We start from the raw sequence: 12,304 nt of genomic DNA on the forward strand, positions 1-12,304 counted from the left end.
GACGGCGGCGCCCCGCCCTTGCACGTGCGAGGGCACCGGCACGGGCTGGCTGAAAGAATTCCGAGAAATTTGCCCAACAAATGCAGAAAACCCAGCGCCTTGGGGCGCCGGGTTTTCCTTGAATCAAAGAAGAGTTCCGAATCAGGCGTTCGCCTTGCGGTACGCCTCCTGAATCTCGGCCTGAATACGCCCACGGCTGTTCACGCTGTAGCCGTTGTCGCGGGCCCACTGGCGGATCTTCGCGGATTCCGAATTGCGGGAAGCGGCGCTGCCCGAAGTGGCACGGGCCCGCGGTGCCTGCTGCCCACGGGTAGATGACTTGCGTGCCGCCGTCACGTAGCCCTGGAGGGATTCACGAAGCTTCGCCGCATTGTCGTGCGAGAGGTCGATCTCATAGCTCGAGCCGTCGATCCCGAAACGGACGGTCTCGTCCGCGGAGCCCCCGTCGAGGTCGTCAACGAGGATGATCTTGACTTTCTGTGCCATGGCATTCTCTCTCTGTCGGCGCTTGATGACGGCATGTCTGACAGGCACTGCTCGTGCAGATGGCACAATTCGTGCTGGCGTCGCTATTGCACTGCCATTATGCTGCCGCGCTACCACGGCGTCAAAACGAATCACTCCCCAGCGGGAGAACTTTTTCCTTGTTCGCGGAGGTCGGCTTCCCTTTCGGCCGCCGCCAAGGCCTCCCGCTCCGACTTGTCCGCATTGAAAATTGCGCGGATCGCAAACCAGAAAATCAGTCCGACCACGATCGGCGGGAGCAGGACTTCTACGTAATCCATGTCAGTTGGCCTCCGGCTTGAGCAAGGGGAAGAGGATGGTCTCGCGGATGCCCGCCTGCGTGAACAGCATGACAAGGCGGTCGATTCCAAGTCCGATGCCGCCCATCGGGGGAGCACCGTATTCGAGGGCGCGCAGGAAGTCTTCGTCGAGCTGCATGGCCTCGTCGTCGCCCTCGGCGGCCAGACGAGACTGCTCGGTGAGCCGCTCGCGTTGGATGACGGGGTCAATGAGCTCGGAGAAAGCAGTACCGCGCTCCATTCCGCCGATAATCAGGTCCCACGCCTCAATGAGGCGCGGGTCGTCACGATGGGGGCGGGCCAAGGGCTGCGCCGAGGGCGGGTAATCGTAGACGAAGGTCGGATTGATCAGCGTCGGCTCGACGATATCTCCGAAGAGTTCGACGACGGCCTTTTCCGTCGTCCACAGCGGGTCGGTCTTGACCCCGTGGCGGTCGCCAATCTCGAGAAGCCTTTCGAGCGGGGTGTCCGGCGTGATCTCTTCACCCACCGCTTCGGAGAGGCCCGGATACACTCCGAGCCAACGCCATTCCCCGTCGAGATCGATCGTTCCCTGGGACGTCTCGATCTGACGGGTGCCCACGACGTCGGCCACGTTGAGGATGATCTCCTTCATCCGCTCGGCCATCGTGAATTGGTCGGCGTAGGCCTCATAGCATTCGAGAGTGGTGAATTCGGGACTGTGGGTCGAATCCACGCCTTCGTTGCGGAACACCCGGCCGATCTCGTAGACCCGCTCGATTCCGCCCACCACGGCACGCTTGAGATAGAGCTCCGTCGCAATGCGCAACGTCATGTGCTGATCGAAAGCATTGAGGTGCGTTTCGAACGGCCGCGCCGTCGCGCCTCCGTGGATGAGATTGAGCATAGGTGTCTCGACTTCCACGTATCCGTGGGAATCGAGGGTGTCACGGACGGACTTTGTGATCTTCGCCCGCGTGTAGACCATTCGCCGGGCCTCCTCGCGCATGAGGAGGTCGACATAACGTTGCCGCACCCGCGTTTCCTCATTGAGTTCGGCGTGCAGGGTCGGGAGCGGGCGGAGGGCCTTCGACGCCATCTTCCAGTCGTCGGCCATGACCGACAGTTCGCCGCGCCTCGAGGAGATGACCTCGCCGTGGATGTAGACATGGTCGCCGAGGTCGACAAGGGATTTCCACTCGGCGAGACGCTCCTCGCCGACATTCGCAAGGCTCAGCATGGCCTGGAGACGGGTGCCGTCCCCTTCCTGGAGGGTCGCGAAGCAGAGCTTGCCCGTGTTGCGCACGAAGACGACGCGGCCTACGACGCCGACCACGTCGCCCGTTGCGGTGTCCGGCTCGAGATCGGGGTACTTCGCGCGGACCTCAGCCAGCGAGTGGGTGCGCTCAAGCGTGACCGGATAAGGCTCTTCACCCCGCGCAAGGAGCTTGCTGCGCTTGTCCAGGCGCACATGCATCTGCTCACTGGCGTCGGCGGGCTCTATTCCGGACGGAAGGGCCTGCTCGGCTCCAGGGACGGTGTTCTGCGCAGTCACAGTGTTCAATTCTAGGCCAGCAGCCTGTGAGCTAGGCTCATCGTATGGCAGCCTCCCAGTTCGTCGCTTCCACCGTCACGACACCTGACGGCGCCGTTCTCGAGCTGTTCACCGCCGCGACCGGCGCGGCTCGGGCGGAAGGCGGGGTCGTCGTCGTCCATGGCTCAATGGTGACGGCAGAGATGTACCGGGACCTGGCCCAGCGGCTGGCCGAGGCGCTCAATGCCCCGGTCCATGTCTACAACCGGCGCGGTCGCGGGGCGTCGTCGCCCCAGCCGGACGACTATTCGCTCACTGTCGAGATCAGCGACCTCGGCGCGGTCCTCGCCCACACCGGATCACAGTCGGTATTCGGGCACAACTACGGCGGCTGCATCGCGCTCAACGCCGGGCGGACCCTCGACATCACCCAGCTCGCCGTCTACGACCCCATCATCTCCTTCAACGGGAACTTCAATGCCGCCTGGCTTGACGACTACGAGTCGGCACTCGGCAGCGGCGACGAGGAGAAGGCCCTCGCGGTCCTCTTGCGCGGACTCCAGACCGCGGGCCCCATCGCCAAGCTTCCCCTCCCGATCCTTACCGTCCTCAACCGGATCGGGAGCCGGACCCAACCGGGCAAGGTGCTCACGAGCCTCCTGCCGACCGGTCCGAGGGAGATCCGCGCCGTCGTCGCGGCGGACTCGAAGGCCGAGCCATTCGAGCAGCTCCCGCTCGAGACCCTCCTGCTCGTCGGCGGGGCGAGCCCCGAATACTTCGCCGAGGCCGCCGAAGCGCTCGACGGCGTGCTGCCCGCCTCCGACTTCGGCGTGCTTCCGCGCCTTGCCCACGATGCACCCGAGCGCCCGGCAAAGGCCCTCGTGGACCGCCTCGCGGACTTCTTCTCGAGCTAACCCCTCCCCACCTCGGGTACGCCAACTCCCCTCCACCCCCACCTCGGGTACGCCAACTCCCCTCCACCCCCACCTCGGGTACGCCAAATCCGGCCCAGTTGAGCTGACACGGCACGTGTGCACCCGAAACGGTCAGGGGCGTGAGTTGGCGTACCCGAAACGGCCAGGGGCGTGAGTTGGCGTACCCGAAACGGCCGGGGGGGGTGGGGGTCAGTTGGCCTTGAGCGGCATGTTGTCGATGAGACGGACGTCGCCGACGCGGGCGGCAACGATGGCGAGGGCCTCCCCCGTGAACGGCGTCTCGCGGCAGTTGAAGGCCAGCGGCTCGAGGGTGTCCGGGTCGACGACCTCGAAGTAGTCGAGCCCGACCCCCGGCTGCGACTCGATGAGGGCGACGGCGTCGTCCGGCACGAGCGGTTCGTGGGCGCTCGCGCGCTCGTCCATGAGCCGCAGCGCGCGCGAGAGCACGAGTGCGGCCTCACGGTCCTCCTCGCCGAGGAACTGGTTGCGGCTCGAGAGTGCCAGACCGTCCTCGGCCCGCACTATCGGGACCCCGACCACCTCGACCGCGAAGTCGAGGTCCTTGACCATGCGCCGCACGATCGCGAGCTGCTGGGCGTCCTTCTGCCCGAAGTAAGCGCGGAATGCTGTGGGGCGCCCCGCCACGGGGCCTGGCGACGCGAGGTGGAACAGCTTCGACACGACCGTGAGGACGCCGTCGAAGTGGCCCGGCCGCGACGCGCCCTCCCACTTCTCCCCGAGCGGCCCGGCAGTCACGCGCACGAGGGGATCCCCACCCGGATACATCTCCTCCACCGACGGGGCAAACACAAGGTCGACGCCGACGGACTCGAGCAGGGCGGCGTCCGCGTCGAGCGTGCGGGGGTATCGCGCGAGGTCGTTGGGGTCACCGAATTGGAGCGGATTGACGAAGACGCTCGCGACGACGACGTCGTTGCCCGCGACGGCGGCCTCGGCGAGCATGCGGTGGCCGTTGTGGAGGGCACCCATAGTAGCGACGAGCCCCAGCGAGGCCGCGCCCTCTCCCCGTCGTCCCGCATGCTCATCGACGAGCCGCGCGATCTCCGACCGAAGCTCGGCCTTCGTGCGGACGACGGTGATGGGCATCTACGGTTCCTCTCCTGCGTTCTCGGCTCCTGGCTCGTCCTCCGGTCTGAGCGCGGCCTCGAGCCTGGCCCGGACGTCGGCGCCGAAGAGGCCACGACGCTCGGCGCGCCGTGCCGTGGCGACTGCCATTGCGCGGTACGCCTCAAGGATATCGGCGGTCCCGCCGTCGTCCGGGCCGCTCGTCTCCTGGGCGAGCTCGAGGAGCGCCTCGGCGTGCGCCGCCACGGTGCCGACGTCGCCGCGGGACACGGGCCCGGTGAGCGCCGACTCGCCCGCAGCGAGCGCGTTGTCGAGGGACGCGCGCAGCAGCGGCCCGAGGAGCTTGTCTGGTTCGTCGACGCCGATGCGGCCAAGGACCTCCGAGGCCTGCGCGACGAGCGTGACGAGATGGTTGGACCCGTGGGCGAGGGCGGCGTGGTACGTGACCCTGTCGCCTTCGGCGATGACCACCGGTTCCGCGCCCATCTCGACAACGAGCGCCTGGGCGATCGGCAGCATCGCGGGGTCGGCGGTCACTCCGAAGCGGCAGTCGAGGATTCGACCGAGGTCAAGGCTCATGCCCGTGAACGTCATGGCCGGGTGGATGGCGAGCGGAATCGCCCCCGCGGCCCGGACGGGCGCGAGCACGCCAACGCCGTGGCGCCCCGACGTGTGCGCCACGAGTTGGCCCGGCTGCCACGCCCCGAGCTTCGCGAGCCCCTCGACGAGCGGCCCGAGCGCGTCGTCCGGGACGGCGAGGAGGACGAGCTCAGAACGCTCCACGATGTCCGGGATCTCGAGAATCGGGACACCGGGAAGGAGGGCCTCCGCGCGGTCGCGGCTCGCCTCGGAGACCGCGGAAACGCCGACGACGGCGTGTTCGGCCGCGCGCAGGGCCGCGCCGAGGACGGCGCCCACCTTTCCTGCACCGATGACGCCGACCCCCAACCGCCCTGGCCGCGTCACCACGCGCTGGCTCCAGTCAGGGAGACCACCGCGCGCGGCGACCCGTCAGGCATAGCCGCCCTCGGCGTCGCCCGTTCTCGGGGCACCCTTGCCGCCGCCGTCGCCCTCGTCGGTGTCCTCGGGGGGAATCCGGCAGAAGCGCTCGACGAGCAGGCCAATCGCGACCATGACGATGCCCCCGCCCATCATCGCGATCGCCTGCAGCACGACCGGGCTCGTGGCCCGTGCGGCCCATACGGGGAACTGATCGGCGACGACGCCGGCGTGCCAGCCGAGCAGCACGGCGCCGGCGTACGCGCACGCGTGCGCGAGGACGAGGGTCCGCGCCGCGAAGATCGGGTCGATCATCCGCGTCCTGGTCTCCTCGTTGCGCCAACGCAGCACGCGGATGCCGAGCGCGAGCGTGAAGACCGCGATGATTGCCACGCTTCCGAGGGCGCTGTACGGCAGCACCGGCGTTGCCGAGGAGGCGCGGTCCGAGAGCTGGGTCGCCGCGAAGCCGAGGAGGCCGAGGGCGATTCCGATGAGGCCGAGAACGGTCACGCGGAGAGGTCTCATCCGAGCCCCTCGTCGAGCAGCATGTCGTAGTCCTCGATGCCGCTCGTGTCCCCGCAGTCCTCCAGGAGCTCGACGATCGGGTGACCCTCGAGCACGGCGGTCGGATCGATGAGGAGCCACGGGAACAGCACGAACGCGCGCTCGGCCGCTCGCGGATGCGGGAGGGTCAGGACAGGGTCGTCCTGGACGAGGTCACCATAGGTGATGATGTCGACGTCGAGCGTCCGCGGGCCCCACCGCACCTCGCGCGTGCGGAGGTGCTTGGCCTCGACCGCCTGGCAGTGCGCGAGCAGCTCGTAGGGTCCGAGGCTCGTCTGCACGATCATGACCATATTGAGGAACTCGGGCTGGCCCTCGGGTCCGCCCACTGCCTTCGTCTGGATGACGGGCGAGACGTCGACGAGCCTGACTTCCGGGCGGTCGACGAGGTCCGAGACGGCCTCCGCAAGCGTCTCGGCCCGTTCGCCGAGGTTGCTCCCGAGGGCGAGGACGGCTCGCGTATAGCCGGACTGGATGGCGGGGATTTCAGCGGTCATGTCAGCGCTCCCGGAAGACCGTGACGGCGACGTCGTCGAACGGAACCGCGATTGGCGCCTGCGGCTTGTGAACCGTCACCTGGGCGGCAGCAATCGCGGCGAAATCCCGGAGGATCGCGTCAGCGATCCGGACCGCCAGCGTTTCGATGAGGTTCACCGGTTCGCCGGAGACGATCTGGGTGATCCGCTCGGCGACCTCGGCGTAGCTCGCCGTCTTGGTCAGATCGTCCCCTGCCGCCGCGGCGGCGAAATCGCAGTGCAGCACGGCATCGACCACGAAGGGCTGCCCGTCGCGGCGTTCGAAGTCCAGGACGCCGTGGTGGCCGACGGCGGAGACGCCGCGAAGCGTGATGAGATCGGCTCGGGTGCCCACGCAGCCCGCCTCAGGTCCGGGCCCGGGCGACGACCTTGACCGCGTCGAGGTTGGGGGCGACGTCGTGCACGCGCACACCCCACGCGCCCTTCGCCGCGGCGAGCGTGGTGATCGCGGCAGTCGCCGCGTCCCGCTGCTCCGGCTCTGCGGCTTTCCCCGCGGTCGTCAGCAGCTCGCCCAGGAAGCGCTTGCGCGACGCCGCGACGAGGACCCGGTGGCCCAGCTGCACGAAGCGTTCGATGCCGGCCACCAGTTCCCAGTTCTGCTCGCCGTTCTTCGCGAATCCGAGCCCGGGATCGACGATGATCTTCTCGTCCGCGACGCCTGCCGCACGCAGGCGGTCGCGCACGGAGACGGTCTCCGCGAGGACGTCCTCGAGCACGTTGCCGTAATCCGTGAGCGTGGTCATGACGCGCGAATTGCCGCGGTTGTGCATGAGCACGTAGTAGGCACCGCGATCCGCGACGAGGTCGACCATGTCCTGGCTGACCTCGAGACCGGACACGTCGTTGATGATGAGGGCTCCGGCGTCGAGCGCCTTCGCGGCAGTCGTGGCGCGACGGGTGTCCACGGAAACGAGGGCGCCAGCCTTGACGAGCGCTTCGACGACCGGGAGGACCCGGCGCTGTTCCTCGCCCTCGGGCACCTCGTCCGCACCAGGTCGGGTCGACTCGCCGCCCACGTCGATGATGTCGGCTCCCGCGTAGAACATGCGGAGGCCCGCGGCGACGGCGGAATCCACCGATTCGTGCTGGCCGCCGTCGCTGAAGGAGTCGGGCGTGACGTTGAGGATCCCCATCACCACGGTGCGGTCCGTCGGGAGCGACTCGAAGGTGGCCCTGGGGCGGGGCTTGCGCAGGACGGGCAACGGAGTCGTGTTGGGCCCGGTCCCGGGCGCGGCGGCGAGGGTGTCCATAGTCGTGTTACCTTCCGAGGATGAGGCTCATGGCTTCGGCGCGGGTTGCGGGGTCGTGCAGCTGCCCGCGGACGGCGCTCGTCACCGTCTTCGCGCCGGGCTTGCGGACCCCGCGCATCGACATGCACATGTGCTCGCATTCGACGACGACGATCACGCCGCGCGGCTTGAGGTGCTTCACGAGCGCCTCCGCGACGTCCGTCGTGAGGCGTTCCTGGACCTGAGGCCGGCGGGCGTAGACGTCCACGAGGCGCGCGAGCTTGCTCAACCCCGTGACGCGGCCATCGTGCGACGGGATGTACCCGACGTGTGCCACGCCGTGGAAGGGGACGAGATGGTGCTCGCAGGTCGAGTAGAACGGGATGTCCTTCACGAGCACGAGCTCCTCGTGGTCGAGGTCGAAGGTCACTCCCAGGACGTCCTCCGGCGTCTGGTGAAGCCCCGCGAACGTCTCGGCGAACGCCCTGGCAACCCGCTTCGGGGTATCCCGCAGCCCGTGCCGGTCGGGGTCCTCCCCCACCGCCAGCAGGATCTCGCGGACAGCGGCCTCGATCCGCGGCAGGTCCATGCGCGAGTCGAAGTCGGCGGCGGCGGCAACGTCGTCGTCGTCAATGTGGGTCACGGAATGATCCTATCGGGGGCGGCTCACGCCCCGTGTCGCGGGCCTCGGGGCTGACCGTCGTGCGGGGGCTGACCGTTGTCCGAGGAGAACTCCTGCTCGCCCCCGGTGTGGACGTGCGGGTGCTGCGCGTCGAGCGGCTGGTTGCGCCGCGCGTCGTTCGCTTCCTCCTGCGCCTTGATCTCGGCGTCGGTCGCCTCGTGGTCGTGCTGGGCCTTGGCCTCCAGCTCCTCCCGCTGCCGGCGCTCGTTGTCGGTCTCGACCGGGGGAATGTGCTGGACGGGACGCGATGCCTTGGACAGCCACACCTCGCGGAAGTCACGCTTGCGAACGTCACGGAAGATCTCGGCGATTTCGCGCTGGTTGAGCGTCTCGTGCTCGAGCAGTTCACCGGCCAGCCGGTCGAGGATGTCGCGGTTCTCCGTGAGGATCGCGTAGGCCTCGTCGTGGGCCTGGTCCATGAGGCGCCGCACCTCTTCGTCCACCACGTAGGCGACCTGGTCCGAGTAGTTGCGCTCATGGGCCGCGTCGCGGCCGAGGAACGGCTCGCCGCCGCCCTGGCCGAGCTTCACGGCGCCGACGCGCTCGCTCATGCCGAACTGGGTGACCATCTTGCGGGCCGTGGAAGTGGCCTTCTCGATGTCGTTCGAGGCACCCGTGGACGGATCGTGGAAGACGATCTCCTCCGCGACGCGTCCGCCCATGGCGTACGCGAGCTGGTCGAGCAGCTCGTTGCGCGTCACCGAGTACTTGTCGTCTTCGGGGACCACCATCGTGTAGCCGAGGGCGCGGCCGCGCGGGAGGATCGTGATCTTCGTGACGGGCGCCGAGTTCCGCAGCGCTGCGGCGACGAGCGCGTGGCCGCCCTCGTGGTAGGCAGTGATCTTGCGTTCGAGGTCCTTCATGACGCGGCTGCGCTTCTGCGGGCCGGCCATGACGCGGTCGATGGCCTCGTCGAGAGCGCGGTCGTCGATGAGCTGCGCGTTCGAGCGCGCCGTGAGCAGGGCCGCCTCGTTGAGGACGTTCGCGAGGTCGGCGCCCGTGTAGCCGGGCGTCTTCTTCGCGACGGCCTTGAGGTCGACGTTGCCCGCCATCGGCTTGCCCTTCGCGTGCACCGCGAGGATCTGCTCGCGGCCAACGAGGTCAGGGGCCTCGACGGGCACCTGGCGGTCGAAGCGGCCGGGGCGAAGGAGGGCGGGGTCGAGGACGTCGGGGCGGTTGGTCGCAGCGATCAGGATGACGTTGGTCTTCGGGTCGAATCCGTCCATCTCGACGAGGAGCTGGTTCAGCGTCTGCTCGCGCTCGTCGTTGCCGCCGCCGATGCCCGCGCCACGGTGCCGGCCCACGGCGTCGATCTCGTCGACGAACACGATCGACGGGGAGTTCGACTTGGCCTGCTCGAACAGGTCCCGGACGCGGGAGGCACCGACGCCGACGAACATCTCGACGAAGTCCGAACCGGAGATCGAGAAGAAGGGGACGCCGGCCTCGCCCGCGACTGCCCGGGCGAGGAGGGTCTTGCCGGTACCGGGAGGGCCGTACAGGAGGACGCCCTTCGGGATCTTCGCCCCCACGGCCTGGAACTTGCCCGGCTCTTGGAGGAACTCCTTGATCTCCTGGAGCTCCTCGACGGCCTCGTCCGCGCCGGCGACGTCGGCGAAGGTGACCTGCGGCATGTCCTTCGTGATCATCTTCGCCCGGGACTTGCCGAACTTCATGACCTGCGAGCCGCCGCCCTGCATACGGGAGAGCAGGAACCAGAACAGCGCGCCGAGCAGGAGGACGGGGATGATGAGCGAGAGGATCGAGCCGAACCAGTTGTTGCCCGTCGGGACGTCGTTGTAGCCGCCCGGGAGGTTCGCGTTGTCGATCGCCTGGACGACCTCGTTGCCGCGCGGATCGACGTAGTAGAACTGGACGGACTTGCCCTTGTCCGACCCGCTGGGATCGACGTAGTCGTTCTTCAGCGTCAGGTCAACGCGCTCTTCGCCGTTGTTGATCTTGGCGGACTGGACTTTGCCGTCCTTGATGAGCTGCATGCCCACATTCGTGTCGACCGTCGCGCTCCCGCCCGGAGCCAGGGTTCCGAAGGCAATGAGGAGGAGGGCGATCACGACGAGGATCCAGATCCCCGGACCCTTGACAAAGCTTTTGACGTTCATGAACTCGGGGCCGAGCCCCGTCCCTTCTGTTGTGCCGCGGCGCCAGTAACTGCTGGGGTCCCCTGACCCTGCTGCCTTCTGCTGTCGAGCAGTACCGCAACAAGCTATACCGTTCGGAGACCTTCACGCACAGTGGCGGACAAAAGTTCCCCCCACGGAGCGCCGACGACGAATTCCTCGAGAGGGCGCGGGCCAGAGCTCTTGCCGCGCTACTCGTAGACGTGCGGCGCGAGGGTGCCGACGAAGTCGAGGTTGCGATACTTTTCGGCGTAGTCGAGGCCGTAGCCGACGACGAACTCGTTGGGGATGTCGAAGCCCACGTACCTGACGTCGATCTTGACCTTCGCCGCGGCTGGCTTCCGGAACGCAGTGCAGATCTCGACGGACGCGGTCCCTCTGGATTCGAGGTTTGTCTTGAGCCACGAGAGCGTGAGGCCCGAATCGATGATGTCCTCGACGATCAGCACGTGCTTGCCCATGAGGTCGGTGTCGAGGTCCTTGAGAATACGGACCACGCCGGAGGACTGCGTCCCCGAGCCGTAGGACGAGACGGCCATCCAGTCCATCGTGACGTGGCTGTGGAGAGCTCGGGCGAGGTCCGCCATGACCATCACGGCGCCCTTCAGCACTCCCACGATCAGCAGGTCACGGCCTGCGTAGTCCTCGTCGATCTGGGCGGCAAGCTCGGAGATCCGCTGCTGGATCTGCTCCCGGCCGTAGAGGACGTGCTTGAGGTCTGCCTGGACGTCTTGAGAATCCACGTGGGCTCCTGGGACTCGGTCTCGGCTGCGGCTCGGCCAGTGCCAGAAGGGCTAGGCCGCAAGCTCAGCGTCGGGGATGCGATACAAAGACTAGCTTCCCATACTCGGTTCCAGGCGCCGCATCCTTCCTCCGCGGCTGGCGGCGGACGCTCACGTGCCCCGGCACCTCGATCGGGCCCGCGGATCCGCGGCGGTCCAGGAGGTGTTCGACGGCGGCGAGCCGCTCGAACGTCGGCTGCCCTCCCAGCTCGACGACGGCGAGGGAGAGGACGCGAGCGCGGATTGCGCCCGGGAGGTCGCGAAGTTCCCAGCCGGGCAGGAGCAGCGTGCCGGGGTCGGTCCGCTCGACGAGCGAGGCGTAGACACGGGCGGCTTCGGCATCGAGGCAGTCCGCGTCGCGCCCGAGGATCGCGGCCGTCCGTGCGAGGCCCTCCGCGACGCCGGGCCCGAGCTCCGCTTCAAGGAAGGGCATGATGCCCATACGTACCCGCGACCGCATGTACCGCGGGTCCTCGTTCGTCGGGTCGAACCACGGCTCAAGGCCCTCGGCGGCACACACCTCCAGGGTGTCTGCGCGACGCAGCCCCAGGAACGGCCTCACGTACAGTCCCCGGACGCGGCGCATCCCCCCGAGCGAGCGCGTGCCGGATCCGCGGGCCAGCCCGAGCAGGACCTGTTCGGCTTGGTCGTCAAGCGTGTGCCCGAGCAGGACGCTCTGCGCGCCCCACTCGCGCGCCGCGGCCTCGAGCGCCGCAAGCCGCGCGGTGCGGGCCTCCGCCTCCGGCCCCTCCCCGGAGCGGCGCACCTCCACGGCGACCACCCGCACGGGCGAGAGTCCCAGCTCCCGGAGCACCTCCGCCGTCGTCCGCGCGACCTGCGCCGTAGCCTCTTGGAGCCCATGGTCGACGACGACGGCGCCCGCCTCGAGCGCGTGCCCGGCAACGTCGCGGCGACGGGCGAAATAGGCGACCGCGGCCGCGAGCGCGAGCGAGTCCGCGCCGCCCGAGCAGCCGACGAGCACGCGAGACGGCCAGTCAGCCTCTTCCAAGGCGGCCTTGACGGCATTCCGGGCACGTCCCACGGCGGGATTCAGC

The 12,304-nt window shown here is 68.3% G+C and carries 14 protein-coding genes; 1 reads left to right on the forward strand and 13 read right to left on the reverse strand.

Features of this window, described 5'->3' with window-relative positions; translation table 11 throughout:
* Nucleotides 1–141 precede the first annotated feature (141 nt).
* The 3 genes from V7053_RS03190 to lysS all read right to left on the reverse strand — a co-directional run bounded on the left by V7053_RS03190 (nt 142) and on the right by lysS (nt 2,241).
* Nucleotides 142–486: a histone-like nucleoid-structuring protein Lsr2 gene (locus V7053_RS03190; protein ID WP_334170823.1), complete on the reverse strand. Its 345-nt coding sequence runs from the start codon at nt 484–486 to the stop codon at nt 142–144.
* Between the two features lie 131 nt (nt 487–617).
* Nucleotides 618–785, reverse strand: coding sequence for a hypothetical protein (locus V7053_RS03195; RefSeq protein WP_334170824.1), 168 nt, complete (start codon nt 783–785; stop codon nt 618–620).
* A gap of 1 nt (nt 786) precedes the next feature.
* On the reverse strand, nt 787–2,241 hold the full coding sequence (gene lysS, locus V7053_RS03200; protein WP_334170854.1) for a lysine--tRNA ligase: 1,455 nt from the start codon (nt 2,239–2,241) through the stop codon (nt 787–789).
* Between the two features lie 122 nt (nt 2,242–2,363).
* Between lysS and V7053_RS03205 the strand changes: the two genes are divergently transcribed.
* The gene (locus V7053_RS03205; RefSeq protein ID WP_334170825.1) at nt 2,364–3,212 is read left to right on the forward strand and encodes an alpha/beta hydrolase; all 849 of its coding nucleotides are present in this window, start codon (nt 2,364–2,366) and stop codon (nt 3,210–3,212) included.
* A 210-nt stretch (nt 3,213–3,422) separates the two neighbouring features.
* On the opposite strand, the gene panC is transcribed toward V7053_RS03205, so the two are convergent.
* The 10 genes from panC to tilS all read right to left on the reverse strand — a co-directional run bounded on the left by panC (nt 3,423) and on the right by tilS (nt 12,291).
* On the reverse strand, nt 3,423–4,340 hold the full coding sequence (gene panC / locus V7053_RS03210; protein ID WP_334170826.1) for a pantoate--beta-alanine ligase: 918 nt from the start codon (nt 4,338–4,340) through the stop codon (nt 3,423–3,425).
* Nucleotides 4,341–5,285, reverse strand: a complete 945-nt coding sequence (locus V7053_RS03215; protein ID WP_334170855.1) for a Rossmann-like and DUF2520 domain-containing protein — start codon at nt 5,283–5,285, stop codon at nt 4,341–4,343.
* A gap of 45 nt (nt 5,286–5,330) precedes the next feature.
* Nucleotides 5,331–5,843, reverse strand: a complete 513-nt coding sequence (locus tag V7053_RS03220) for a DUF3180 domain-containing protein (protein WP_334170827.1) — start codon at nt 5,841–5,843, stop codon at nt 5,331–5,333.
* Nucleotides 5,840–6,379, reverse strand: coding sequence for a 2-amino-4-hydroxy-6-hydroxymethyldihydropteridine diphosphokinase (folK, locus tag V7053_RS03225; RefSeq protein ID WP_443022494.1), 540 nt, complete (start codon nt 6,377–6,379; stop codon nt 5,840–5,842). The genes V7053_RS03220 and folK overlap by 4 nt, the downstream gene beginning before the upstream one ends.
* Nucleotide 6,380: 1 nt before the next feature.
* Nucleotides 6,381–6,752: a dihydroneopterin aldolase gene (gene folB, locus V7053_RS03230; protein ID WP_334170828.1), complete on the reverse strand. Its 372-nt coding sequence runs from the start codon at nt 6,750–6,752 to the stop codon at nt 6,381–6,383.
* 10 nt (nt 6,753–6,762) lie between these two features.
* Nucleotides 6,763–7,668: a dihydropteroate synthase gene (gene folP / locus V7053_RS03235; RefSeq protein ID WP_334170829.1), complete on the reverse strand. Its 906-nt coding sequence runs from the start codon at nt 7,666–7,668 to the stop codon at nt 6,763–6,765.
* A 7-nt stretch (nt 7,669–7,675) separates the two neighbouring features.
* Entirely contained in the window at nt 7,676–8,290 is a 615-nt protein-coding gene (folE, locus tag V7053_RS03240) for a GTP cyclohydrolase I FolE (protein ID WP_334170830.1), read from the reverse strand.
* A 23-nt stretch (nt 8,291–8,313) separates the two neighbouring features.
* On the reverse strand, nt 8,314–10,449 hold the full coding sequence (ftsH, locus tag V7053_RS03245) for an ATP-dependent zinc metalloprotease FtsH (RefSeq protein ID WP_334170831.1): 2,136 nt from the start codon (nt 10,447–10,449) through the stop codon (nt 8,314–8,316).
* A 209-nt stretch (nt 10,450–10,658) separates the two neighbouring features.
* Nucleotides 10,659–11,210 carry a hypoxanthine phosphoribosyltransferase gene (hpt, locus tag V7053_RS03250; RefSeq protein ID WP_334170832.1) on the reverse strand — a complete coding sequence of 184 codons (552 nt, stop codon included), beginning with the start codon at nt 11,208–11,210 and terminating at the stop codon, nt 10,659–10,661.
* 64 nt (nt 11,211–11,274) lie between these two features.
* Nucleotides 11,275–12,291 (reverse strand): tRNA lysidine(34) synthetase TilS, encoded by a 1,017-nt coding sequence (tilS, locus tag V7053_RS03255; protein ID WP_334170833.1) that lies wholly within the window; start codon nt 12,289–12,291, stop codon nt 11,275–11,277.
* Between the last annotated feature and the right edge of the window lie 13 nt (nt 12,292–12,304).

The organism is Sinomonas sp. (genome assembly GCF_036848755.1).
In the GTDB taxonomy this organism is placed as follows: Bacteria; Actinomycetota; Actinomycetes; order Actinomycetales; family Micrococcaceae; genus Sinomonas.

Coding starts and splice junctions, on each gene's coding strand:
- V7053_RS03190 (WP_334170823.1), bottom strand. CDS start 486: ATGGCACAGAAAGTCAAGATCATCCTCGTTGACGACCTCGACGGGGGC.
- V7053_RS03195 (WP_334170824.1), bottom strand. CDS start 785: ATGGATTACGTAGAAGTCCTGCTCCCGCCGATCGTGGTCGGACTGATT.
- lysS (WP_334170854.1), bottom strand. CDS start 2,241: ATGCATGTGCGCCTGGACAAGCGCAGCAAGCTCCTTGCGCGGGGTGAA.
- V7053_RS03205 (WP_334170825.1), top strand. CDS start 2,364: ATGGCAGCCTCCCAGTTCGTCGCTTCCACCGTCACGACACCTGACGGC.
- panC (WP_334170826.1), bottom strand. CDS start 4,340: ATGCCCATCACCGTCGTCCGCACGAAGGCCGAGCTTCGGTCGGAGATC.
- V7053_RS03220 (WP_334170827.1), bottom strand. CDS start 5,843: ATGAGACCTCTCCGCGTGACCGTTCTCGGCCTCATCGGAATCGCCCTC.
- folK (WP_443022494.1), bottom strand. CDS start 6,379: ATGACCGCTGAAATCCCCGCCATCCAGTCCGGCTATACGCGAGCCGTC.
- folP (WP_334170829.1), bottom strand. CDS start 7,668: ATGGACACCCTCGCCGCCGCGCCCGGGACCGGGCCCAACACGACTCCG.
- ftsH (WP_334170831.1), bottom strand. CDS start 10,449: ATGAACGTCAAAAGCTTTGTCAAGGGTCCGGGGATCTGGATCCTCGTC.